The sequence below is a fragment of the Aeribacillus sp. FSL k6-2211 genome (assembly GCF_037966125.1).
GTDB lineage: Bacteria > Bacillota > Bacilli > Bacillales > Aeribacillaceae > Aeribacillus > Aeribacillus composti.
Genome location: NZ_CP150190.1, coordinates 3,195,326 through 3,221,733 on the forward strand (window position 1 = coordinate 3,195,326; position 26,408 = coordinate 3,221,733).

A 26,408-nucleotide genomic window follows, 5' to 3' on the forward strand; every position below is an offset into this window, starting at 1 on the left:
AATGTTGCTAAAAGATCGAGAAGAAATGATCAGCAAGCTGACTGGTGTCCAGTCTTCTAAAAAAAGCTACTATAATGAATTGAAAATCATGGTTGAAGAGCTCAAAAAGAAAAACATGCAGCTAGAGGTGATAAATGAGGTAAATAGAAGCTTCAATATCGATATGTCAATAGATGAAATGCTCAAAAATATATTTGAAAAGCTAAAAGTTTTTTTTCCGCTTGAACGAATCAGTTTATCTTTATATGAACATGATAAGCTGACGCTAACAAATGTATATCCTCCCAATTCTTTATATTTTCCTATTGGATTTGTTTTTCCAAAAAAAGATTCTTTATATTGGCAGGCAATTGAGTCGTCACAAAAAATTTTTTACCAAATGAATAATGATCTTCATTATTTCATTGAAAAAAAGGCGTATCAATCATTAGGTATTCAAAGCGCCTTAGTCATTCCCCTCGTAAGCAAAGAAGCGGCTATCGGTCTTTTAAGCATTGGAAGCAAAAAAATCAATCATTTCGATGAATCGGACCTTGCGTTTTTTCAGCAGCTATCCGATCAAATTGCCGTTTGCATCGAAAATGTCCGTCTTTATCATAAAGTCTTAACAGCCAAAAAAGAATGGGAAGAAACGTTTCGTGCGGTATCAGATATGATGTTTATTACCGATTTAGAAGGAAATATATTAAAATCGAATGATTCTGCAAAAGAATATTTTAAAACCGATCTTATCGGACAGAATATACACAAGTTATTAGAAATCGATAAAAAGGAAGCTACTCAGGAAAAATATCTCTCAGTCAAAGAAAATATTATTGATGAGTTTCATTTAAAAAATCACGTCTTTGAATTCCGCTCATTTCCGATCTTTAATAGGAGCCATGAGGTTTATTCATATATCATCTACATTATCGATATTACAGAAAAACGAAAGATGGAGGCTCAACTAATTCAGTCTGGAAAATTAGCGGCTATTGGAGAAATGGCAGCCGGAATCGCACATGAACTGAACAGCCCTTTAACAGCTATCCTTGGCAATTCTCAGCTTTTATTAAGATCATTCAAACAGGACGACCGCTCCTACAAACTTTTATCAGACATATATTTATGTGGAAAAAGGTGTAAATCCATTATCCAAAATTTACTTACTTTTTCGCGTCAAGATGAATATGTGTTCGAAGAATGCTCTATCAATGAAGCGGTGGAACAAGTATTAGGAATTTTTAGCGACCAGTTTAAACAACAAAATATCATCATTCAACAAGAACTGGCTGAGCATATAGATCATGTGAAAGGAAATATTCAGCAAATCGGACAGATCATTTTAAACTTATTAATTAATGCAAAGGATGCCTTGGAAGAAAAAAATATACCGAAGAAGATCATCAAGATTGAAACAAAAGAAATAATTGAAGACAACAAAAAATGGATCACACTGTCCATAACAGATAATGGAATCGGAATTCAAAACCAGCATTTGCAGGAAATATTTAATCCTTTTTTTACCACGAAAAGTCCCGGAAAAGGCACTGGACTAGGGTTGTCCGTTAGTTTAGGGATCGCTGAAACACACGGCGGTACAATTGTCGTGAACAGTAAATACGGAGAAGGCAGTGAATTTATTTTAAAGCTCCCAGTTAGACACGAATAGAAAGGGAGATGATTTGCAATGAAAAAGGTACTAGTAATAGACGACGAACGTGAAGTAGGAAACTTTTTTCGACATCTTTTAGAAGAAAAAGGATATGATGTAAAGGTAGGTTTGAATGCTGAAGATTTTTCCAACTTAATTTCGCTCCATTCCTTTGATTTAGCACTAATTGATGTAAAGCTGCCTGGTACAGATGGTCTTCATTTGCTTAAGCAATTAAAAGCAACTCATCCTTCCTGTAAAGCTGTCATTATGACAGGATACAGCACAGTGAAAACGGCTGTAGAGGCCATTAAGAATGGTGCAAATGATTATATTGAAAAACCGTTCGATGATATAAGCCAATTAGAGAAAACATTAGAAGATTTATTAAATAGCGAGAAATTTTCTTCACCAGCAAACACCGACAAACTGGCCGATACGATTGGATTTATTATCGGCAACAATAAAAAGATGAATGAATTAGTCAAGCTGGCGGAAAAAATTGCTAAGAAAAACATAAATGTATTAATTGAAGGAGAAACAGGAACAGGCAAAGAGGTGCTTGCCCATTTTATTCACAACATGAGCTTAAGATACGATCAACCATTTGTCCGAATAAATTGCGGAGCTGTTTCCGAAACGTTATTGGAGAGTGAATTATTCGGGCATGAAAAAGGTGCTTTTACTGGAGCCATTAAACAGAAAAAAGGAATATTTGAAATAGCCAATAACGGTACATTGTTTTTAGATGAAATTGGTGAAGCAAGCCAGGCCATTCAAGTACAGCTGCTAAGAGTACTAGAGACGGGGGAATATTTCAGAGTAGGCGGTGAATCAATCCGTAAAACGAATACACGGATCATTGCGGCCACGAATAAAAATTTGGCCGAGGCTGTCCAAGAAAAAACGTTTCGAGAAGATTTATTGTATCGTTTAGACGTAGTGAAATTAAGAATTCCCCCTCTGCGAAACAGAATAGAAGATCTCCCGCTGTTTTTGGATTATTTTCTAAAAAAGATAAATGCTTCACATCTAACATTCTCTGATGAAAGCATTGAACTAATGAAAAACTATAACTGGCCTGGAAATGTAAGAGAGCTATTTAACATTGTCAAAAGAGCCGCAACATTGGCAGATGGAGAGACAGACATAATTACGCCAAAATATTTACCCGACAAATTAAAAACCAGCTTCAGCTTCCAACTAACAAAATTTCCAAAAGCTAGCACAGTTCATGATGATTTAGAAGCTTATTTATCGAATTGGACGAAACATATTTTATCGTTATGGAAGCAGCAAGATGACATCGACCTTGAACAAGTATTGGATTCCATTAAAGAATTAGAAAAACAAATTGGCCGATCATTTGTCCTCAAATCACTTAAAAAACATACAGGAGATCGAAAAAAAACAGCAGAAGCACTAAACATTACAACTCGGCAGCTACGATATTTGCTTAATGAAAAAGGGAAAATTTAAATTAAGCACTTCTTAATAAATAAAAATTATTGTGAATGAGAATTAAATGCTGCCCGTAAGCTAAAACAAGCGGATCATGAAAGATCCGCTTGTTTTATTAACACATTACTTTGATTGTGAAAAAATCAAGCAAACTTGAAAGCAGAAAACTCACAGCCATAAAAGCTGATACGGTTTTTCTAAATATTTTTTCACCAGCCCGAGAAATTGGCTTGCCGGAGCTCCATCAATTACTTGATGGTCAAACGTTAAGCTGAGCGGCAAAATTTTTCTCTTTTGAATGGTATCTCCTGAAAACACTGCCGTATCTGCAGCTGTTCCTACTCCGAGAATACCCACTTCCGGAGGATTCAAAATCGGGGTGAAAAATTCAACGCCGTAAGCCCCTAAACTGGTGATCGTAAAGGTCGAGCCGCTCATTTCTTCGCTGCTTACATTTCCTTCTCTTGCCTTCTTACTTAGTTCTTTGATATTTTTCGAAATTTCGCTTAAGGAAAGCTTGTCGGCATGGCGCAAAACCGGCACAACGAGCCCGTTCTCCAATGCAACTGCAATGCCTAAATGCACTGAATCATACGTTTGAATCTGCCCATTTTCATACAAACTGTTCATTTGCTTTTGATTTCGCAGCGACAGAATGACCGCCTTGGCTACAAAGTCAGTAATAGTCAATTTTAAATTCTGCTCATCTTGCAGTTCGCTTTTAATCTTTTCTTGCAGCTCAAATAAAGAGGTCACATCGGCTTTCATATGAATCGTCAGCTGTGCTGTCTGATGCAGACTTGTAAACATCCTTGATGCAATCACTTTACGCATGCCAGTGACAGTTTTTACTGCAATATCTTCTTGCTCTTCCGCCGGCTTATTTGTCGGGATTACTACTTCTTGTTCAGGTTCTAAATGGGGGGATGCTTTTTTCGATTGAATCGCTTTTTCAACGTCCGCTCTTGTAATTCTTCCTTTTGGCCCTGAACCCGAAATACTGCTCAAATCAATCCCGGCTTCACGTGCTAGTTTTCGGGCGGCAGGTGAAACGCGAATTGTTGTTTGAGAAGATAAGCTTTCTTCTTTCAAAATGGTTGTCGCCACTTCTTGGGCAGCATCGTTCGTTATGTTGTTGATTACCTCCCCTTCTTGACCGATATAGCCAATGGCTTTTCCTACTTCCACTGTTTCATCCTGCTCGGCAGCAATCTCTAATAACACGCCATCTTGCGGTGCTTCGATATCCTTTTCAATCTTATCAGAGCTGATCACCACAACTGGTTCTCCTTTTTTTACTGGATCGCCCTTTTTCTTTAACCACTCTACTACCGTTCCTTCTTCCATGCTCATTCCCAGCTTTGGCATGATAATTTCAACTGTCATGTTTCATCTCTCCTTTGATGAATACTAGAAATGCTATGCGTGTTGATGTCTCCATTCATCAACACGCACAGCTTTTTTTATGCGGTCACGATCGCTTCGTCTCCAATTATTTCAGCCGCTGCCTTAAGCACTTTTTCCGGTGTCGGCAAGTAAAGATCCTCCAGCGCAGGCGAAAAAGGAACCGGACAATGCGGAGCCGTAATCAGCTTAATTGGTCCATCCAGATAATCAAATCCTTTATCTGCTACAAGAGCGGAAATGTCAGCAGCTGCACTGCAGCGAGGATTTGCCTCATCAATGACAATTAACCGGCCTGTCTTCGATACAGAAGATAAAATCGTTTCTTCATCAAGCGGGGACAGTGTTCTCGGATCAATTACCTCCGTTTCGACTCCTCTCGTTTTTAATATGTCGGCAGCCTTCAAGGCCGTGTGCACTTGCTTCCCTATCGCTACGATGGTCAAATCGCTGCCTTCCCGTTTGATATCCGCTTTTCCAAACGGGATCGTATAAAATCCTTCCTCTACTTCTCCTTTTAGGTTATAAAGTGTTTTATCTTCAAAAAAGATAACGGGATCATCGTCAAAGATGGAGGTAAGCAACAGTCCCTTCGCATCCGCCGGTGTAGAAGGAACAACGACTTTTAAACCGGGTATATGGGTAAAAAGGGCATACAGGCTTTGGGAATGCTGCGCCGCCGCTCGAAAGCCGGCACCGTGCATTGTTCGTATCGTTACAGGCACCTTCGCCTTGCCTCCGAACATATAACGAAGTTTTGCCGCTTGGTTCATAACTTCATCTAAGCAGCTGCCGATAAAATCGTTAAACATTAATTCGGCAATCGGTCTTAGTCCTGTTGCTGCGGCGGTAACTGCTGCACCAATATAGCCGGCCTCCGCAATAGGCGTATCCAACACTCTTTCTCTTCCAAACTCTTGAACAAGACCTTTCGTAACCCCCATTACTCCTCCCCAAGCTTCATCGTCCTGCAAATGATCCACATTCGCTCCTCCTGCAACGTCTTCTCCAAGTAAAATAACATTTTGATCTTTGCGCATTGCCAGCTTCATAGCTTCATTGACCGCACCAGAAAAAGAAATTTTTCTTGCCATTTTTCGTTCCTCCTAACTCCTTTGATTTAATAAGATACATAAACGTCCTTTAAAAGATCCTCAGCAGACGGAAACGGGCTTTTTTCAGCAAAATGTACCGCCTCCTCAACCGCTTTTGTTACCTGTTGTTCGATATTTAATAATTCTTGTTCGGATATTAATTGATTGGAAAGAATGTAATGGCGGAATTTTGCAATTGCATCATTCTCCTGTAAATGCTTTTGTTTTTCTTCCGCAGATTTGTAAGTCTGGGCGTCACCTTCAAAATGTCCGTAATTCCGATATGTCTTACATTCAATTAATGTCGGGCCCTCTCCATTTCGAGCTCGTGCAACTGCTCTTTCTGCCGCCTCATATACAGCTACCACATCTTTGCCGTCGACCACTTCTCCCGGGATATTATAGGCTTGAGCCCGATCCGCAATGTTTTTACAGCTGGATGCATATTCAAATGGGGTCGCTTCTGCATATCCGTTGTTTTCCGCCACAAAAACAACAGGCAATTTCCATATAGCTGCAAGATTAATACCTTCATGAAATGTTCCATGATTGTTCGCGCCGTCTCCGAAAAAACAAACTGCAACCGCTCCCGACTTCTTCAATTTTGCTGTCAGGCCTGCCCCAACAGCTAGCGGGAACCCCCCGCCGACAATTCCGTTGGCCCCAAGCATTCCTTTTTCAACATCGGCAATATGCATCGATCCTCCTTTTCCGTTGCACAATCCTGTTGCCTTTCCGTAAATTTCAGACATCATTCCGTTCAAATCACAGCCTTTGGCAATGCAATGTCCATGTCCGCGATGCGTACTTGTGATATAATCTTTGTCATCTAAATGCGCGCAAATTCCTACAGCGACCGCTTCCTCGCCAGCATATAAATGGACAAAGCCAGGCAGCACTCCTTTGCTGAAAATTTCATGAACCTTGTCCTCAAACTGGCGAATTTCATGCATTTTCTGAAATATCCATTTTGCTTTTTCTTGTGTAATGGGAGTAGATGTTGATTTGGCAATCGTCATAAAGATAACCTCCTATTTGATTGGCTTCACTTTTTTCATTTGCAACTATCATGCCAATAAAAAAATGCTTACAAATCAACATTCTTTGTAAGCGCTTTATAAAAAATATTTTTTTCATCTCATTTTGTCCTAATTTTTATCGTTTTGTCGCAAATTAGCTCAATTTATATTTTTTTAATTTGCGATACAGTGTACTTCGAGAGATATTTAACGCAGCAGCCGCCTCACCAATATTTCCATTTGTTTTCTTCAACATATTTAGAATGCGTTCTCTTTCTAGCTGATCCCGATACGACAAATTACCTTTATGGAATGTTTCGGAATTTTCCTGTTCTTGCTCCCAAGCAATCAGCATGGATTTCAAGTGGGAAATGGATGGAATACGGTCTCCATATTCCACTCGTATACGCTCGAGCACGTTAAACAGCTCCCTTATATTTCCGGGCCAGTGATAAGCTGAAAACAACTGTATGACATCATCTGGAAAAGAAATGAGCCAATCATTTTTTTGACAATAATACTCAATAAAGAATGGGATATCTTCTTTACGCTCTCTTAATGGCGGAACGTTAAGCGTGCATACATAAATGCGGTAAAATAAATCTTCACGCAGCTTTCCTTCCTTTACTAATTTGTATAAATTGCGATGTGTTGCAGTTATGACTCTTATATCAACAGGAACGGGCTTTTCCCCGCCAATCGGTACAACTTCTTTTTCCTGAAGCACTCTTAAAAGCGCTACTTGCATTTCCGACGGTATTTCACCGATTTCATCAAGAAAAATGGTTCCGCCGTCAGCCTGAACAAATTTCCCTTTATGCCCCGTCCGTTTGGCTCCTGTAAATGCCCCGTCAACGTAACCAAATAACTCGCTGCCGATCAATTCCTTTGGAATAGCTCCGCAATTTACTGCAACAAACGGCTTATTTTTTCTCACACTATTTTGATGAATCGAACGAGCAATGAGTTCTTTTCCTGTTCCTGTTTCTCCCATGATACAAACAGTCGACTCCGTTTTTGCAACTTTTTCACAGATCTTTAAAAGATTTTGAAATGATAAGCTTTTTCCAACTACTCCTTCAAAGTGATAAATTGTTGTAGGAAATGGAAAAGCTTCATGATAATTCGTCTTCTGCAGGGTAACTTCATAGCCAATCAAATCATGGTAAATGGAAGAAAAAATAGGAGTCTTCGTTTTGATTCGCCAATTTTTATCACAAATTTCTTCAAGCGGTTGATCCATCATGCTCGCGAAGAAAGAACGTAAACAATGGTTGATCCATACAATCTTCCCTTGATCATCACATATCATTGAAGGGAAATGAGGATTTTTCACTTTCGATGAATATTTAAGCAACTCCAACATATCGTCCTTTTTTCTCATGTGAAATTGTTGTTCAATCGTATACGCTGCAGCGACAACAGTGGCTAAGGCATGGTTGGAAAATTGAGAGCAGTCGATGGGGTAAGATAAGTCGATAATTCCGACAAGTTCTTTTTTTTCGTCATAGATCGGCGTGGCTGAACATACCCACTGCTGAGAAGCAAGAGAGTAATGCTCTAACCCAGTAACCGTAATAGGTTCACGAATCCTCAATGTTGTTCCAATTGCGTTCGTCCCCACCTCATCTTCAGTCCACTTCACCCCCTCAATAAAATTGATTGTTTCTGCCTTGTTCATGGCCTGTTTATGGCCGTTCATATACAAAACGTATCCGTTACTATCAGCGAGAAGAAGAATTGATTTCGTTTCTTGAAACACTTTTTCCAAATGTTCTAATATCGGAGCAGCAATTTGAAGCAATCTTTGATTCTTTTTCCTTCTTTCCGTCAACAGCTGCGAATCGAGCACAATCCTTCCTTTTCCATCGTAAGGATCGACATTTTGTCGGCGGCAAATATACCATGACTCTTCAATTCTTTTATTCATCCTCCCATGATCCAATACTCCCTCCCGAACAAAACGGCGCCAAATTTCGTGTTTCAAAGGATCAACGATACTCATTTTTCTCCTCCTTCCCACATTTTCCACCAATATGAACATTCGACTTTTTATGCAAAATTCCTTTTGAAATACGCTAATCGTTGAATTAAAGCTTTTACTGCTGAACAGTTTTTTATTTTAGATAGCGACTTGTCTGGAAAAGTTTTTTAGATAAACGCTTCATAGGTCATCGTGAAAATGAAAACGATCCAAGCGACAGCCATGGAACTTTTCATTGTCAAAATCAGATTATTATGATGCGGTGAAAACAATGAAACGTTGTGTTGACCAAACATTGATTAAATGGTTTTTCGTCATAATCAAATATATGAAACTGAAAGACTGAAATTCTGGAAGTATCTTAACATTTGCATTTCGAGGATGTTAGTCATTCAATAATGCAGTAAAACGTATAGGCTTATCTAGCGAGCAATATTGACATACAATTTTCACCTTTAAGTTCTAGTAACAGGAAGAAAACTATTGAAGTTGATTTTCATTCCCAATATAATTGAGAATGAAAATCATTAATTTGAGGGGTTGTTGATCGCATGAAACGCTATAAATTGCCTGTCATATTATTTTTATCAAGCAGTTTGTTGTTTAGCTGTTCCCAATCAAATGAAAGTTCAACAACGGAACCGGCAAAAAAAGAGACAGCGAAAGAAAGCTCCCAAGTTGATTTAAATCAAATATCTACAGATTATCGCACGTTTGCGATCGCTGAAATAGATGAATTTGTTAAAAAGACAGAAGAGTTTGCCAATGCAGTGATCGCTGGGGATGTGGAAAAAGCAAAAGAACTTTATGCGCCGGCTCGCATGCACTATGAGCGTTCTGAACCAATTGCTGAAGCGTTTGCAGAACTCGATCCGAAAATTGACGCTCGTGAAGGTGATGTCCCTGATGCAGAGTGGGGAGGTTATCACCGGATTGAAAAGGGACTCTGGGTTGAAAATACGACGAAAGGCTATGAAAAATATGCTGAGCAGCTTATAAAAGATGTGAAGCTTTTGCGCGCAAAAGTTGAAACTGTTGATGTGACACCCGATCTTTTGATCACCGGCGCAGTCGACCTTTTAAATGAAGTTTCAACATCAAAAGTTACAGGTGAAGAGGATCGTTATTCCCATACAGATTTATACGATTTTGTTGCCAATGTTGAGGGTGCTGAAAAGATTTATGAATTAATGAGCCCTGCCCTTAAGGAAAAGGATGAGGCGCTCGCTAAGGAAATCGAACAGCGGTTTCAAGCAGTTTATGCACTTCTTGACAAATATAAAAAAGGCGACGGGTATATTTCATATACTGAACTAACCAAGGATCAAGTAAAAGAATTGAGCCAATCGATCAATGAACTGGCAGAGCCTCTTTCTAAACTAGGGGTTGTACTGGAGGGATAACCAATGTCTGAACCTGATAAAAAAGAAACGACATCTGTCTTTAACAAGAACGTATCAAGACGAGATGTGTTGAAGGCTGCGGGCATCGGAGGAGTCGGCGTGCTAATCGGTGCATCCGGCATTGGTGGAGCGCTAGCATTGGCTGACGTGTTGCCGACCTCTCAAAAAAAAGAAAATACAAATGCGGTTGTTCCGTTTTACGGAAAACATCAGGCAGGCATTGCAACTGAAGTGCAAAACCACATTTATTTTGCTGCTTTTGACGTGACGGCTGAAGACAGAAACGAGCTTATTCAGCTTTTTAAAGAATGGACGAAGGCTGCCGCAGCTATGACAGAAGGCAAATCGGTTGGAGATCCAGCTAATAATAAATACCTTCCTCCAGATGATACGGGGGAAGCTGCAGGACTTAATGCGTCAAATTTAACCATTACTTTCGGCGTCGGCCCGACGCTTTTTACAAAAAACAACAAGGATAGATTTGGTTTGCAAAAAAAGCAGCCGGATGAACTAAAAGAACTGCCGAAGTTTCCGCTTGATTCATTGGAAGAGCAGTGGACAGGCGGAGATCTTTGTATTCAAGCATGCTCGGATGATTTGCAGGTTGCCTTCCATGCGGTTAGAAATTTAGCGAGAATTGCCCGCGGCAAAGCGGTTCTTCGCTGGGCACAGGCCGGCTTCCAGCGTACAAAGCAAGCGAGTCCGAAAAAGGAAACGCCGCGAAATTTATTTGGCTTTAAGGATGGAACAGTGAATCCAAATGTGAAAAATTCTGCTGAAATGAATCAATACGTTTGGGTGCAGCCCGGTGACGGACCTGATTGGCTCGTGAACGGAACGTATTTAGTAGTAAGGCGGATTCAAATGTTTATCGAAGTTTGGGATCGGACTACTTTAAAGGAACAAGAAAATACGTTTGGCAGATACCGGGATTCAGGTGCATACCTTGGGCAAAAAAATGAGTTCGATCCGCCGGATTTTGAAAAGAAGGATGAAAACGGAGAATACTACATTCCAATGACCGCCCATGTTCGAGTCGCTCACGGTGACGGAAAACAGAAAATTTTGCGCCGTTCTTATTCATATGCGGATGGAATAGATGCAAAAACAGGAACATTTGATGCCGGATTATTGTTTATCAGCTTTCAGCGCAGCATAAGCAAGCAATTTATCCCAATTCAAAAGCGGCTTTCGCAAATGGATGAATTAAACGAATATATCGTCCATCGAGGAAGTGCTGTATTTGCCTGTCTTCCTGGAGTAAAAAAAGGCGGATATATTGGAGAAACGTTATTTTCATAATCCCTTTCTCTCTTTCATAGGAGTTGAAGCTGATGTATAAAAAATTAGGGCTTATTGCCTTCGCAATTCTTTTCACAATGGGTATTTTCTCAAATAAAGCCGTAGCCGCAGAGAACCTTGATGATTTATATGTTTTGATAGGCGATGCCATCATGAAAACAAAGGAAGCGAACTGGGATGTCGTACAGGACAATTTGGAACAATTCTCACAACAATGGAACGAAGTAAAAGCTGTTGATAGCAAAAAAACAGCTGAAGTCGATAAACAGTTAAAAAATGCGAAAAACGCCCTTGCTCAATCTGAAAAAGATGCAACGAAAATAAGTGAAAATTTGTCCGCTTTATCAAAAGCGCTTACTTCGTACGAAGAAGAACAAAATCCGACAGATCCGCAAAAAGAAAAAGAAAAGCTAAAACAGATGTATCAATTTATTGATGAAATCGAAAAAATGATTCAAAACAATAATTTTGATCAGGCGGCCATGAAATATCAGCAATTACTTTCCACTTGGACGGCAAACGAGAACATTGTTCGTACCGAAAGCGTTGTTTCGTATGGCGAAATTGAAACACAGCTTGCTTTGTTAAGAATTTCACTGACGCAAACTCCGCCTGATCAAGAGAAGGCTTTAAAGAGCCTCAAGGATCTGACAGCTTCTGTTGAAAATTTTTTAAGCGGGAAAAATGCGGGAAAATCCGCTGGAAATGAATACACATTAAGTGATGTAACAGATTTATTGGAAAAAAGCGTACAGTCGCTAAAAGATCATAACCCATCCGAGGCATCAGAACATTTAAACAAAATATTGCTTATATGGCCGGTAGTTGAAGGGGAGGTTCGGACAAAAGACTACTCCCTATACAATCGCATGGAAACTGAAATTCCCTCCGCAATCAGTTTATTGCAGTCTGACAATAAAAACGTAGAAAAAGCTCAAACGATGATTAGTGAATTGTATGATTCCCTTCAGCTCATCGCAGCCAAAACAAGCTATACGTATATAGATGCTATGCTTATTTTACTGCGTGAGGGATTTGAAGCTCTTTTAATCATCGCCGGTTTGCTTTCATTTTTGAAGAAAACGAATCATGCCGACAAACAAGGTTGGATTTGGATCGGCGTTTTGTGCGGCATCATTTCTAGTGCTATTCTAGCTGTTGTCATGAACATGTTTTTCTCCAAAATAACTGTTGCCGGAAGCCGCGAATCGATCGAAGGAATCGTCGGCATCACTGCTGTTGTAATGATGCTGACGGTTGGCGCTTGGCTTCACAAAAAGTCAAATATCGCCCACTGGAATCAATATATTAAAGAGCATCTCGGACACGCATTGGCAAAAGGAAGCTTGTTTTCCATGGCCTTGCTAAGTTTTCTCTCAATTTTTCGCGAAGGTGCCGAAACGATTATTTTCTATGCCGGAATGGCTCCGTCGATGGAAATCAGCCAGTTAATTTTAGGAATCGCTATCGCCATGGCGATCTTAGTGATCCTCGGGTTTATTATCATCCGCTTTAGTTCAGCGATTCCCGTCCGGCCGTTCTTTATGGGCGCAACGCTGCTTATTTATGTATTATCATTCAAAATGCTCGGAATCAGTATTCATGCCATGCAGATAGCAAACACGCTGCCAACACATTCATTGCCGAATGTTCCTTATATTGAACCAATCGGTTTCTATCCGACGATTGAAACAGTAGTGCCGCAGCTGCTTCTTATTCTTATCATCATCGGCGTAACGATGTATGTGAAAAAAACGGCTGTAAATGAAAAGGCAGTTGTTGAAAAATAAAGGATCTTAAAAGCTTCAATAAAAAAATGTACTTCGGTGAATACCGCAGTACATTAGCTGAATGCACGAGGTGCTAGTTGAACTTATTATTGTTCGACTAGCACCTCAATATTTTTCATTATGGAGTTAATTTTAAATCCGCCCAGTGCGGGTGCGCCTCAACTCTACGCTCCATATCACGGAACGCATTGAGTGAACGTCTCAGCTTACTATAAGCGTCGCCGCCTTCACTCCAACCTAAGTAGCCGATCATTCCGTTATAACCGATCTTTTTTAACTGTCCAAGCAACGCAAAATTATCTAACTCCCCAACATCCAAAGGCTCGATTGTTGCCACTCCGCCAAAACCGTGCGGATTGCGGCTGCTGCCGGACATGTTTACTTGTTTTAAGTAAGGAGCTACCGCTTGAATCGTTCCTTTTAGATTTGTTCCATCTGCCGCATACCAATGGTAGCCGCAAAAGACAATTCCAAGATTAGGATGGTTCAGGCGTTTGCATAGTCTCACTGCATCTTCATGGCGTTCAATCCAGAAGGATAGATGCGTGTAAAGCAAAATGTTAATATTTCTTCGTTCGGCAATCTTCAATGCTTTTTCCAGCCATTTTACTGCGATGTCGTCCCCTTTTGGATCTGAAGGGCGGATATGCTCTCCGACAGATTGAATCGCCAGCTCAACCGTGCTGCACCCTTCCATAATTTCCAGCATCTTTAAAATGCCTGCATTTCTTGGATGGTCCTCGCCTAGTGAAAGATCTAACACAACGTACACGCCTGCGACGTCCAGCCCATATTTCTCCTTTAACGTTTTTGAGCTTTTCTACATCTCTCCATCGCTCTCCGTGCCAGACGGATAAATGGGTTGCGTCATAGCCTATTTCCTTTAACATTTCACATCGAGCTTCAAAACTATAAATACCCATTGAATTATAGAAAGCAAAATCCATTGCGTAAAAAGGGTAAGCCATTTTCCAATTTCTCCTTCCTTTTCCACTGAACGGTTCATTACAGTGATTTCAACGCTTCGCTAATTTCTTTATCTCCTGACATTAAATCGAATGCTTTTCTATACGTATTTGGTTCATCAAGAGCTTGAACAATCGTTCTTGCTACATCCTCGCGAGGAATGTAACCGACAGGTAAGTTTTCAGCTGCGGTAACCAGTCCTGTACCTTTTTCATTCTTTAGATAACCAGGACGAATAATCGTATAATTTAGGCCGCTATTCATCAACACACGGTCGGCATAATGTTTGGCGACATAATATGGCTTAAGGTTTTCCGGCCAGTTCTGACGATTATGGGCTTGGAATGAGCTCACGATAACAAAACGTTCAATTCCGATTTTTTCAGCAGCCTCCATGGCTTTTACAGCGCCGTCTAAATCTATCAGCAATGTTTTATCAGCCCCTGTGTGTCCCCCTGAACCAGCTGAAAATACGATCGCATCGCAGCCTTTGGCCGCTTCGGCAATTTCATCGACAGTGCCTTCCAAATCAGCGAGCACCGCTTCAATTCCTTTTTTCTGAAAATCCTCCAATTGCTCTTGCTTTCGAACCATTGGGCTTGTCTAAAAAGTCCATAAAAACAGAGCGAATGGAGAAAACAATGAGTTTTTCCATTCGCTCTGTTTCCTTATTTTTGAAATTGGTTTGGGAATTTGCGGCCCATTTCAGTATGTTGTGGGCCATTGCCACAATCCCGAATTCTGTTCGGACTTTATGAAGCCCCCGTAACAGAAATCGAGTGAAACGCAAATTGCCCTTGATGTTACCGAACACACTTTCGACATCCACTTTACGCTTCGCATAAAGAGCTGCCTTTTGTTCGTCACCAAGAGCTGCTTTGGCTTTCGCTTTCATTTCTTCATAAATCGTGTTCCAATATACTCGACGATTTCCTTTGGCTTTCGTACACCCATTCTTCAACGGGCAATCCGTACAATCTTCACACTCGTACACTTTCAAATCTTGTATGTATCCAGATGCATTTTTTCTTTTTTGATAATACTTGAATACGACTTTCCGATTGTTCGGACAGATAAAGCAATCGTCTTCTTCGATGTATTTCCAGTTTTGTACTTTTGATAAATCCTTTTTAAACTTTTTACTTTGTTCCTTCAAATAGGTTTGGTATGGGGCTAATAATTCAAAACGAGGTTCTTTTTCTTCGCCAATCGCATATAAATAGTTTTCTTCACTCGCATATCCTGCATCGGCAATGACATACTTGAGTTTCTTTTCCTTCGGCATCGATTCCAATAACTTTTCCATAAATGGTTGGAAACAGCGAGTATCTCCTGGATTTTGATAAATTTCAAATCCCACGATAAATTGATGTTGTGTGGCGAGTTGAACATTATAACCCGCCTTGAGTTGGCCGTTTTTCATATGGTCCTCTTTCATTCGCATAAAAGTGGCCTCATGGTCGGTTTTCGAGTAGCTATTTCGTTCACCTAGAATCTGTTTTTGTACTTTGTATTTTCGTAATCGTGGAAGATAATCCGTTTGAATCGTTTTCAGTTGTTTGGTGAGTTGGGATTTTTTAGAGCGAAGTTCTTTTTTTCTTTCTTTGTCTTCTTCCTGTTTATAATCTTTTTCCAAAGCTTCTATTCTCTCAGAAAGTTGTGCCGATGATTTTTCTAATTCTTCTTCTAATTGTTCTTCTTTTAATTCCTCCAAGGCGATTTGGTGCGCTTCTTGTAGAAACGATTGAATTTTGGCTCGTAGTTTCTGATCATATTTTTCTACGGATTTTCGCCATACAAACGTATATTTGTTGGCATTCGCTTCTATTTTCGTACCATCCACAAAAATATGGTCGAGGTCGATAAGTCCTTGTTCTACTAGTTGAAGGACAAATTGTTCAAATACAGAATCCATCATGTTTGACATACGAACACTACGAAAATCATTTATTGTGCGATGGTCAGGGGTTTGCAATCCCGCCAACCACATCATCGGAAGATTTTCTTTCACCATTTGCGCTATTTTCCGACTTGAATAAACATTTTGAGTGTACGCATATAAAATCACTTTCAATAACATTTTAGGGTGATAGGGTGCACGACCCCCACCAACATAATGAGTATACAACACTTCATCCGGAATCGATTCCACCATTTCATCCACTAAACGGGCGACATGATTTTCAGGAATATACATTTCGATATCTAAAATGCTCATGACTTGACGATTGCAATAAGGTTGGAAAACTAGTTTTTTGCGTTTCTTATTCTTTTGAACCTCTATTTTTTGAATACCCTCTAGAGTCATTTCTAATTGCGTGTTATAATTTTCTTGAATAGTCATTTGATTATTCATAAGAAATCGTCCTTTCTGTAGAATGTTTTTTGGTCAATTTCATTCTATAAAAAAGGACGATTTTTTTGTACCCTAAAAACAGAAAAAAGGGCTGAGCCCAAGGTCGATTCAATCGACTTTTCGGACAGCCCCGCATGAAGCATATTTACTACTTGTTGTCCTACTTGCCCGTTGGCTCCAATGACCAAAACTTTCATCATATCCATCCTTTCTCATATTGATGGTTTTTAAATTTTCTTATCATGTTAAAGCAGGGAAATGCGGAAGCACATACTCGCCTAATTCTTCAATCACTTCTTCGACTGGACGCTGTCCATATTTTAAGTTGATGATGACATGGTTCACACCTGCATCCTGTAAAGCTCCAAGAAATTCGATTACGAAATTTCGTCCCGTACGGAATCCAAGATGTATCGGAATTGGTACATGATTTGGATCTTCCGTTAAGTCAATGTAAAGAGATTGGGAAAATGGCTTAAATTCTTCTGTTAGCGAACGCCAATTATCGATTAATGCTTTTTGAAACTTAATTCCACGCGGATAGTATATCCATCCATCACTATGTTCAGCAATCCATTCAGGAGATTGTCCACTGTGACCTGTTACCATTAATGGTATATCTGACAATTTTGGTTTTGGCAGCATATCTCCACTTGTCATATGCACTCGTGTCGTGTTAATCGTCGGAAAATGGTCACGCCAAACCTTTCTTATAGCAGCTACTGATTCTCGGAATAATTCGCTCCGTTCTTCTGGATTCACAGAAAATGCTGGAAACTCGATTGGACGGTCACCAGTTGCGACGCCGAGAATGAGTCTTTCACCAGATAATCTGTCTACAGAAGCTGCCGCTTTTGCCACATGAAGTGGGTGACGCAGCGTTAAAATAATGCTTCCAGTTGCTAAAGCAATCTTATCGGTGTGAGCCGCAACATACCCTAAATACGTAAACGGATCATACATTTGTCCAACATCTCCGAAATTTGGATCGCGCAGCGGCACATCTCTCACAAACAATGAAGCGAAATTCAGCTCTTCTGCTCGTTTTGCCAGCTTCATTTGCTTTTCGATATTCATCTCAGGGACGTCTCCCATATACGATTCAATCGGAAAGAACAGCCCTAAAGTCAGTTTGTTCTCTTGATACATGCGTGAATACCCTTTATGATTTTTAAATTTTTCCATTGTTTTTACCACTCCTAAAGAAAAGGTGGGCCGTATATAAAATATAAAGGAAAGGCCCTGTTTAAAATAATTTGTTTTACAGATATGAACAATATTTATAATTTGTACAAAAACATATATTATATCTGTAACGAACTTTTTATGATGCAGCCGCGGCAATAGCAGCATCGTCTTTTATCACTTTGTCAATAATGGCGCTGCCAAGACAAATCTCACCTTCATAAAATACCGCTACTTGCCCTGGTGTCACAGCCTTAACTGGTTTTTCAAATTCTACAAACACCGTTCCATCCGGACGAATATGGACACGCACCTTTTGATCCTCTTGACGGTAGCGGAATTTAGCTGTACATGCAAACGTACTAAGACGAACATCCCTATTTATCAAGTTCAGGTTTGATGCAATCAGTCCAGTAGAGAACAATGCCGGATGGTCTTTGCCTTGAGCAACAAGTAAAACATTGTTGTCTAAATCTTTATCGACGACATACCAAGGTTCTCCTGTTCCTTTGCCGCCGATGCCAAGCCCTTTTCGTTGGCCGATTGTGTAATACATTAAACCATCATGAGTACCGAGCACTTCTCCATCAAGCGAACGAATTTCTCCAGGCTGTGCCGGCAAAAAATTCTTTAAAAAGTTTTTGAAATTTCGTTCTCCAATAAAACAGATTCCGGTACTATCTTTTTTATTGGCGGTAATAAGGTTCAATTCTTGGGCGATTTTTCGCACCTCACCCTTCGTTAACTCACCCAGCGGGAACAGAACTTTAGACAAATGGTCCGATGTTAGCTGGCTAAGAAAATACGTTTGATCTTTATTCGCATCTTTTCCACGCAGCAAGGTGATTTGGCCATTTTCTCTGTTGATTCTTGCGTAATGACCCGTTGCGATATAATCCGCATCAAGTGAAAGAGCATAGTCAACAAACGCTTTAAATTTAATTTCAGTATTGCATATTACATCTGGATTCGGTGTTCGGCCTCGCTTCAGCTCATCCATGAAATACGTAAATACACGATCCCAATATTCTTTTTCAAAGTTGACGCCATAGTAAGGAATCCCGAGTTGGTTGGCAACTCGTTTAACATCTTCATAATCCTCAGCTGCCGTACATACACCATCATCATTCGTATCATCCCAGTTTTTCATAAATACCCCGATGACGTCGTACCCTTCTTTTTTAAGAAGGTAAGCAGCTACAGAGGAATCCACTCCTCCAGACATTCCGACGACTACTCGTTTTTTCTTCAACATCATTCACCTCCTAAAACTGAAACGTTTTTGATTACAGTTTTATTTAAAAAAAATTTTTGCCGCAACAAACTATTTTGTTTCAGGCATGAAACGAACTTTTTGAGCTATTATTATGAATTTCATTAATGATATCTTGAACCGTCACACCTTTTAAATAGTTTAAAAAATGTTCTTCTGCATTATGAAAAATACGAATGAGTATATCTGACAGATGTTTGCCTATTATACAGTTGTCATTGGAATCGGGACATTTCGGCACAAGCGTTTCCTCACTAGTGATTCTAAAAATTTTGTCTAACGTAATTTGTTCAGGCTGAGCGTTTAACGAAAATCCGCCCTTTGCCCCTTCTTTAGAAGCAATTATATTTTCTTTTCTTAATATGCTTAAGATTTTTCTTAATCTTACTGGGTGGACAGAAACACTTTGAGAAATGTCTTCACTGGTTACTCGCTGATTTTGCTTTTCAGCCAGATACGCAACGCAGTGAACGGCAATCGAAAAATCGCTATTCATATTGAATCTTCCTCCTAAATGTAATAATAATCATTACAGTTTATATTGTCAACTTAAAATTACTTCTTTTCATCAGCCGCAAATAAAAAATTCGGATCATTGGCCTAAACTTAGTGTCGAGTAGTAATGATAATAAGCGATATAAAGCCCATTAGAAAAAAACAAAAATTAGCATTTTAATCATGATTCCATTCAACTATATGAGCTGCGATTGCTGAAGCTTTGCCAGAGCATCGATTCATTTCCAAACGATCAAAGTTAGTCATGTACAGTGTTTACATGTAGCGCAACGATTAAAAAATTCTTTGTAAAAAATCTTCACATTGGCAGAAACCTTTTGCTATTTCATTATAGACATGATCGATAGATTTACTATACAATTATCTGCTCATTGTGTCTATATAGACTGACATCAGAGAGCAACCTGCTAGTTAAGAAAGAATACTATCAAAATCGAGTAGGAGGGAGCGATTAACTCCCGTCCTCTCACACCACCGTACGTACGGTTCCGTATACGGCGGTTCAATTAAGTATGACGTAGTGCTTGATATCTTTCGAATAGACTTCTTAACCCCCGACGCTTCCAATAGGAGTTGTCGAGGGTTTTGTGTAGAATGGGACTGCAGGCAATCCGCCAATATTTCTTGCGTGTATTGCCCCATTCGAATGCTTTATGGCTTGGAACCCCTAATCCTCTGAGTTTCCGAATTCTTGTTTTCGGGGTTTTCCATTCTTTCCACAAACACATCCGAAGCCTTCGTCTAATCCATTCATCAAATTCTTTGAACTTACTTGGTGTTTCTGCCAAGGCAAAATATCCGCACCATCCCATTAAATACTTGTTCAGTTTCTCAATCCTTTTCTCCATTGGATACGGTTTCGACCTTGATGTAATTTCACGGATCTTGTTCTTCAAACGTTTCACACTTTCGTTCGCAATCCGTACCTTTGGAGTCTTATTGAGTGTGAAGCTGAAACCGAGAAACTTCCGTTTCCAAGGACGGTCTACCGCCGATTTCTCTTTATTTACCTTGAGCTTTAACTCCTTCTCTATAAAGTTCGTAATGGAGTTCATGACACGAATTCCTGCTTTCTTTGTTTTCACATAGATGTTACAGTCATCCGCATACCGAACAAACTTATGTCCACGTTTCTCAAGCTCCTTATCCAATTCATGAAGCATGATGTTTGATAAAAGTGGACTAAGCGGGCCGCCTTGAGGCGTTCCCATGCCCGTTTCCATTACCACTCCATTGATCATCACGCCTGATTGAAGATACCGGCGGATTACCTTCAGTAGAATTCGATCTTTGATCGTTTTCGCCAAGATCCCCATCAGTTTGTCGTGATTCACCTTGTCAAAGAATTTCTCTAGGTCTATATCGACTACCCAACGATATCCTTCTTTGATATAACCCTTTGCTTCCCTAACCGCATCATGTCCCCTTCTGCCTGGGCGGAAACCATAGCTATGGTTCGAGAAGGTCGGATCAAAGATTTTCGTCAACACTTGGGCAATCGCTTGTTGGATGAAACGATCCGTCACGGTAGGGATCCCTAGAAGTCTTACTCCACCGTTCGGTTTCGGGATTTCGACTCGACGGACGGGTAAGGGCTTGTAGGTTCCTTCTCTCAACGACTGTCGAATGGAGTCCCAATTTTCGTAGAGGTGTTTTCGTAGGTCTTTTACGGACATGCCATCTACTCCGTGACTTCCTTTATTCTGTTCGACTCGTTTCAGTGCCGCCAGGAGATTTTCCCGTGACAAAATCATTTCCATCAACATTGATATCCTCTCCACGTGAACGAATTCTTCTATTTGTGCCATCTTCTGCTCCACCCTCTTGAAGTCCCCCGTGGGATTCACCACTTCCTCCTTCAAGTAAGTCCTATCGGATTGTCTGCTTCCACACAGAAGATGAACGCCTAGCGATTCGTTCTCCTTAATTGTTCAGTCCTTCCTCTTCCATCTCGAGCTTGAAAGAGTACTATGACTTCTGCTGACTTCTGACTGTTCAGCTATCTATCACTAGATAGGTTACCAAGGTTACTTGGCGTGCCAGCCAGACCTCCCCGGGTAAGTACATGCACTTTCACACCATCTATCCGCCTCATTTACTCGATATGACCTTCGACAGAAAGAGCTTTGTTTTGTTTCGCAAACTCACTCAATCATACCTAGCCTTATATGAGGTTCGTGTTCCGAGAGACCTTAAAGTTTGCCGCTCGCTTCCTTCAGATTCCGCGTCGCCACGGACACCCTTTCGTTGAGCTAACCTCTACTTCTGTCTTCGGGGTTCGGGACTTACACCCTATAGTTCATGTACATGCCGGGCGCACACAAATACTCCTCTTTGAAAAGGTGAATCTCAAAGAGGAGCAGAGAGCTTTCATTTTATTTTTCCACGCTTATCCAGTTGGCGGTATTTAGAGTTCCATAAGTACGGAAAGTTTTATCTTGCATAAGCCCGAGTAATCTGCTTCCAATCTGGTGCAAAAATTACGGAATTTCAATACGGTTTTCGCCTAGTTTATGCTTTTGGTTGATGCAAACCCCGTCTAAATTTATTGAGACGCTTTCGTTTGAAATAATTTTATACCTAATCCTATAAAAATAATCCCCGATAATTTGTTTAATAGGTTTGCTATTTTTGTGTTTTCCCTTAGTTTTTCGGTTGCGAATGAAGCAAAATATGCAACGATTAAACACCAAAGAGTGCCTGTAATAATAAACGAAATTCCTAAAATCATAAAGGGAATGGGACCGTAAGGATTGTCTGTCATAATAAATTGCGGGAGAAAAGAAATAAAGAATAACGCCACTTTTGGATTTGTAACATTGGTTATAACTCCCTGCATATAGATCTTTTTGAATTCTAAATGCTGTAATGCTGAAGCTTCAAATGCTAGGGATGAATGTTGAAACAACATTTTTATACCAAGATAAACCAAATAAACAGCACCCATTATTTTAATTGCAGTAAATAATACAATAGATTTTGCTAAAATAATAGACAAACCAAAAGCAGCTAATAAAGTGTGGATGAAAGAACCTGTTGAAATTCCAAGTACAGAGTAAATACCTGCTTTTCTGCCTTGTGATATACTTCTGCTAATAATATACATAGTGTCAGTGCCAGGGGTTAAATTCATAAATATGGCCATAAGTAAATAAATTCCGTAACCAGTTATTCCAAACATCTGTACAGCCCCTTCTTACCTCTAGTCAAGTGTTTTTTATTACCCGAGTTCGACAGTCACTAGGCAAACAAAATGCCTCTCATCCCTTGATACCAAAGGGACGAGAGGCATTTGGGCATACGTTGGGCGTGTATCTAGGTGCGAGGATGAATGCCTAGAATCTTCGGAGGAGGCTCCAGCCCTAGAGCCGCAAAGAATTGAGCCTGTTTGGCCGTCAGTTCGGTTCGTTGATAAAGGTCACCGTTTTTTGAAGAAAAATGTCCAAGCATGAGACGTTCGCATTCGTCCCTTACGTTCGGCCACGATTCATAGGTTCGAATCTCCACGATCCGAACTAACAAGAGAGCAAGCCAACTGAGCAGCACATGCGCCCGAATGCGGTCTTCCAAGCGATGATACATAGGCCGCAATTCCAATGTAGACTTCAATGTTCGGAAGGCCTGCTCAATATCCACCAGCTGCTTATACCCGATGGCGACATCTTCGGCAGACAAGGTGTCATCGGATGTCCGGATGAGATATTTGCCGTCGTACTTTTCCGCGTCACGAACCGCTTGCTTGTCGATGCGAAGGGTTCCGTCCTTCAACTGGCGCAAGTATTTTCCGTAGGACGAATGGGAACGCAACCGGCAGGTCGCCTTATGATGGGCTTCGTTTGGGAGTTGGCGAAGCCCTTCTAACTCCTCTTTCAGCGATTCAAGCAGCTTTTCTCGCTCCTTGCGTTGGCGTTCGGCTTCGCTGGGATTGTACACGAGAACATAGCGCTGACGCGCTTCTCCGTCGCCGACGATGATTTCTTTGATGTGCAAATTCTCGTCCACTTCATGATAACGTCCGCGACGACTTAAGGCCTCTTCGACGGCGGCTTTGCCGGATCGCATTTTTTCGCCGACAATGTAGTGTCCGCCGGCCTGTTGCAAGATTCGCAAATTCTCTTCAGAGGAAAAGCCGCGGTCCATGACGCTGATCACACGTCCAAGCTTCCAGCCAATCAAGTCTTGTTTCACCTGTTTGATGACCGTCATGTCCATCGTATTGCCAGGCCATACCCAAGCGCGAATCGGGATTCCTTCCCGGGTGACAGCCAGCCCAATGACGATTTGAACCAAGTCTGGGCGTTTGTCTTTCGAGAATCCTTGTTTTCGAAGCGATTCTCCTTCCGGTGTTTCAGAGGGATCCACTTCGAAGTACGACGAAGTCGTATCGAAGTAAATCAAGTCGACTTCCAAATTCAATAAATCGGCCACAGCATGGAACACTTGACGTTCCAATTCCGGCTGCACGGCCAACAGTTCATCCATCGCCCGGTACAACTGGTGGCTGGCGGCTTGAGAAAGGTGAGGGATATACACGTCTTTCTCCACCCACTCCTCCATCGCCAACTTGCTTGACGGATGAAGGGCGCGATTCGCCACCATGGCAAAAATCAGCCGTTCCAGCGAAATCTGGTGATGTCGGGAGGTAAACAAGGAGTGGAGAATCTCTCCCAACCCCAGTTGTCTCCAGAGCTGATCCAAGAGCCAGACGCCGCCGAGGTGTTTGCATGACTGGAATTGAAAGTCATCGGAAGCTTCTCCTGTCAACGTTTCGACTTCCCAAGCCTGCTCAGGAGAAAGGAATCGCGAAATGCTTTTGGCCAGACGTTCCAAGACGGCGCGATCCACTTCATCTTCGCGCCCGAATGAATAAATCACCTTCGCTTTCGCATATTTGGCCTTTGGATCCCATTCATTGTGAGCAAGCTGGAGATAAGCAACGGTTGTTCCATCCTTGTTTTTGCGTGTGACTCGTCGTATGTACATGCCTATATTATAACGTATAAAATTTATTTTTAAAAGGAAAAATTAATAAATCGTGTGCCTATGAAATTCGGCGTTTTTTCCTAGGATCCGCATTACGAAACCCTTGATATAACAGCATTTTGGTCATTTCCATTTGCCTAAAATGACCTCAAAACTGTCGAACTCGGGTATTAAATAATTTGGTTTATATAGATTTTATTTTGGAAGGAAGGGGTACCCCTTCCTTCCAAAATAAATTTTCGCATGACAAATAGACCTCACGATTTCCATTTTTTTCGTCAGGTCTTTGTGATATAATCTTACTTACGATTACTGATGCATTGTTGCCTTTTCGTAATCGTATTTCAGATTATGTGTGATAAGGTGATAAGCTGATTTCAAGAACTTATTCACGCATGCTATGGACGCAACTTTATGAGGTTTCCTCTGGGGTTGCGTTTTTAATTTATCATAATAATCTACAATATGATTTTGTGTGTTTTTCCGTAGTTGGATCATGGTCTGGATCATGTAAAATAGAATCTTTCTAAGTTTGTTATTTCCTCTTTTATTAATCTTGTCTTTATAAAAGGTATTCCCAGATTGATATCTCATAATATCAATACCGACGTAAGCATTCAGTTGTTTATGGTTTTTGAATCGTCGAATATCTCCTAATTCTCCAATTAAACGAACTGCAGTCGTTTCTCCGATTCCTGGAAATGAAATTAAAATCTGATACTCTTGTTTATCTTTCGATAATTTAACCATCTTTTGGACAAGTTGATCTCTTTTCTCCTTCAAGTCTGCAATCCGTTTGGCATAATCCCGCACTTGTTCACAGCGAATATCATCTTTTGAAATTGCTGGATACGCTTCTTTTGCTGCTTCGATTAAAGCGATCCCTTTTTCTTCAGCACGTGCCAATGATAAGTTTTTTCTTGTGTTGGCTTTTAAACGATTACGAATCACTGTTTTTGAACAAACTAACACATGATCCGGATGAGGGTATAATTGAACGACATTCAAAAATAAAGCAGAACGTTTACTGAATAGCTTTTCTAACTCGGGAAAACTCAATTGTAGAATCGCATGTAAACGACTATATAAATGCGTCATTTCACTACTTAATTCATCATAATATCTCGTCATTGCACGCATTTGTTTATAATATTCCCCTTCTTGATAAGTTTGTTCACGTTCAACTCTAAAGTGAGTTTTCGCAAGTTCATGAGCGTCGCTTTTATCTGTTTTTTGTCTCCTCATTGAAGCCATTTGAATATTCGCTTCGAGTGGGTTAACTCGATAATACATATAACCTTGATCACCTAAGAATCGTTCTAGTGGTTTTGAATATACGCCTGTTGCTTCAAAGACAATATCAGGTGCCTGTGCATCTTTTTGTGTTAAAGATATAAGGGTTTCGTTTAATTTCTCGAAAGAGTAGCGGTTATGGGTTATTTCACCCTCATATTCGCATTGACGATAACGGTCATAAATGACCATTGTACTTTTCCCCATACTGACATCAAATGCCACTACGTGTTTCATATTTTCTGCCTCTCCTTTTTAGCCAAACATAGAAGTTCTTCACATTGCCTTATTGATTCCATTTTCTTATACACGGTCTCTTCGGACCCAACATACTAAACTGATTCAAATAAGGATGTGAAGTTGGTCTGTTTTTAATACGGACTCTATTTGGTCCCAGGGGCTGTTCGACCTTCCTTCACTTCTACTATAAAAAAATAGTAGCACAAACCTTGGCCTAGGTCTGTACTACTAATGTTAGTATGTTTTTCCACTTAATTCACTAACAGCCGTCGCCGATGAAGTCGTTCAGAACTCTTCGGTTCGACTAACCTGCCCATAGTGGAACAACTCTACTCCTTTTTGATTAAAGCATCCGTAACTTTAAGTATATTTCACCGCAAACTAAAACATAGAGATACATTTAACATAGGTATTCAAATTAATATGTAATGGACCTACTCAACAGGTTAGTTAAGCTGAATTTTCACCCTTCTTTTCGTGGGACCCTTGTTTTGAATTTTAATAAT

At 40.4% G+C, this 26,408-nt stretch carries 19 protein-coding genes and 1 pseudogene; 5 read left to right on the forward strand and 15 right to left on the reverse strand.

What is annotated here, in order from left to right; all coding sequences use genetic code 11:
• Position 1 precedes the first annotated feature (1 nt).
• Positions 2-1,651 (forward strand): ATP-binding protein, encoded by a 1,650-nt coding sequence (locus tag NSU19_RS15415; protein WP_063387228.1) that lies wholly within the window; start codon positions 2-4, stop codon positions 1,649-1,651.
• Positions 1,652-1,669: 18 nt separating this feature from the next.
• Positions 1,670-3,112 (forward strand): sigma-54 dependent transcriptional regulator, encoded by a 1,443-nt coding sequence (locus tag NSU19_RS15420; RefSeq protein ID WP_144597043.1) that lies wholly within the window; start codon positions 1,670-1,672, stop codon positions 3,110-3,112.
• 150 nt (positions 3,113-3,262) lie between these two features.
• Here the strand turns inward: NSU19_RS15420 and NSU19_RS15425 are convergent, their stop codons facing one another.
• From NSU19_RS15425 to NSU19_RS15440, 4 genes are all read right to left on the reverse strand, one after another.
• Positions 3,263-4,480, reverse strand: a complete 1,218-nt coding sequence (locus tag NSU19_RS15425) for a dihydrolipoamide acetyltransferase family protein (RefSeq protein ID WP_339197226.1) — start codon at positions 4,478-4,480, stop codon at positions 3,263-3,265.
• Positions 4,481-4,557: 77 nt separating this feature from the next.
• The gene (locus NSU19_RS15430) at positions 4,558-5,592 is read right to left on the reverse strand and encodes an alpha-ketoacid dehydrogenase subunit beta (protein WP_063387225.1); all 1,035 of its coding nucleotides are present in this window, start codon (positions 5,590-5,592) and stop codon (positions 4,558-4,560) included.
• Positions 5,593-5,618: 26 nt separating this feature from the next.
• The gene (locus NSU19_RS15435) at positions 5,619-6,611 is read right to left on the reverse strand and encodes a thiamine pyrophosphate-dependent dehydrogenase E1 component subunit alpha (protein ID WP_063387224.1); all 993 of its coding nucleotides are present in this window, start codon (positions 6,609-6,611) and stop codon (positions 5,619-5,621) included.
• Between the two features lie 154 nt (positions 6,612-6,765).
• Positions 6,766-8,616: a sigma-54-dependent Fis family transcriptional regulator gene (locus NSU19_RS15440; protein WP_066250963.1), complete on the reverse strand. Its 1,851-nt coding sequence runs from the start codon at positions 8,614-8,616 to the stop codon at positions 6,766-6,768.
• A gap of 530 nt (positions 8,617-9,146) precedes the next feature.
• Here NSU19_RS15440 and efeO point away from each other — a divergent pair.
• The 3 genes from efeO to NSU19_RS15455 are packed head-to-tail and all read left to right on the forward strand — an operon-like array spanning position 9,147 to position 13,090.
• Positions 9,147-9,998: an iron uptake system protein EfeO gene (gene efeO / locus NSU19_RS15445; RefSeq protein ID WP_063387222.1), complete on the forward strand. Its 852-nt coding sequence runs from the start codon at positions 9,147-9,149 to the stop codon at positions 9,996-9,998.
• A 3-nt stretch (positions 9,999-10,001) separates the two neighbouring features.
• Complete coding sequence (gene efeB, locus NSU19_RS15450) at positions 10,002-11,300, forward strand: iron uptake transporter deferrochelatase/peroxidase subunit (RefSeq protein WP_144597041.1); 1,299 nt, start codon at positions 10,002-10,004, stop codon at positions 11,298-11,300.
• 32 nt (positions 11,301-11,332) lie between these two features.
• Positions 11,333-13,090 (forward strand): FTR1 family protein, encoded by a 1,758-nt coding sequence (locus NSU19_RS15455; protein ID WP_339197232.1) that lies wholly within the window; start codon positions 11,333-11,335, stop codon positions 13,088-13,090.
• A 118-nt stretch (positions 13,091-13,208) separates the two neighbouring features.
• Here NSU19_RS15455 and NSU19_RS15460 read toward each other — a convergent pair whose 3' ends face one another.
• From NSU19_RS15460 to NSU19_RS15510, 11 genes and pseudogenes are all read right to left on the reverse strand, one after another.
• Complete coding sequence (locus NSU19_RS15460; protein WP_339197235.1) at positions 13,209-13,862, reverse strand: TIM barrel protein; 654 nt, start codon at positions 13,860-13,862, stop codon at positions 13,209-13,211.
• A 233-nt stretch (positions 13,863-14,095) separates the two neighbouring features.
• A pseudogene (locus NSU19_RS15465) lies at positions 14,096-14,650 on the reverse strand (SDR family oxidoreductase); the annotation flags it as partial.
• Positions 14,601-16,412 carry an IS1182 family transposase gene (locus tag NSU19_RS15470; RefSeq protein WP_339197238.1) on the reverse strand — a complete coding sequence of 604 codons (1,812 nt, stop codon included), beginning with the start codon at positions 16,410-16,412 and terminating at the stop codon, positions 14,601-14,603. The gene NSU19_RS15470 and the pseudogene NSU19_RS15465, both read right to left, overlap by 50 nt.
• Before the next feature lie 44 nt (positions 16,413-16,456).
• Positions 16,457-16,609 carry a hypothetical protein gene (locus tag NSU19_RS15475; protein WP_339197241.1) on the reverse strand — a complete coding sequence of 51 codons (153 nt, stop codon included), beginning with the start codon at positions 16,607-16,609 and terminating at the stop codon, positions 16,457-16,459.
• Between the two features lie 43 nt (positions 16,610-16,652).
• Positions 16,653-17,597 carry an LLM class oxidoreductase gene (locus NSU19_RS15480; protein WP_063387217.1) on the reverse strand — a complete coding sequence of 315 codons (945 nt, stop codon included), beginning with the start codon at positions 17,595-17,597 and terminating at the stop codon, positions 16,653-16,655.
• 139 nt (positions 17,598-17,736) lie between these two features.
• Positions 17,737-18,849: a tRNA 2-thiouridine(34) synthase MnmA gene (gene mnmA / locus NSU19_RS15485; protein ID WP_339200031.1), complete on the reverse strand. Its 1,113-nt coding sequence runs from the start codon at positions 18,847-18,849 to the stop codon at positions 17,737-17,739.
• Between the two features lie 82 nt (positions 18,850-18,931).
• On the reverse strand, positions 18,932-19,366 hold the full coding sequence (locus NSU19_RS15490; RefSeq protein WP_339197244.1) for an Rrf2 family transcriptional regulator: 435 nt from the start codon (positions 19,364-19,366) through the stop codon (positions 18,932-18,934).
• Between the two features lie 526 nt (positions 19,367-19,892).
• The gene (gene ltrA / locus NSU19_RS15495) at positions 19,893-21,152 is read right to left on the reverse strand and encodes a group II intron reverse transcriptase/maturase (protein WP_339200032.1); all 1,260 of its coding nucleotides are present in this window, start codon (positions 21,150-21,152) and stop codon (positions 19,893-19,895) included.
• 779 nt (positions 21,153-21,931) lie between these two features.
• A complete protein-coding gene (locus NSU19_RS15500; protein ID WP_066250976.1) occupies positions 21,932-22,567 on the reverse strand; it encodes a LysE family translocator in 636 nt (211 codons plus the stop codon).
• 134 nt (positions 22,568-22,701) lie between these two features.
• Positions 22,702-24,369, reverse strand: a complete 1,668-nt coding sequence (locus NSU19_RS15505) for an IS1634 family transposase (protein ID WP_044899596.1) — start codon at positions 24,367-24,369, stop codon at positions 22,702-22,704.
• 309 nt (positions 24,370-24,678) lie between these two features.
• A complete protein-coding gene (locus NSU19_RS15510; RefSeq protein ID WP_063388609.1) occupies positions 24,679-25,899 on the reverse strand; it encodes an IS110 family transposase in 1,221 nt (406 codons plus the stop codon).
• Positions 25,900-26,408: the final 509 nt, after the last annotated feature.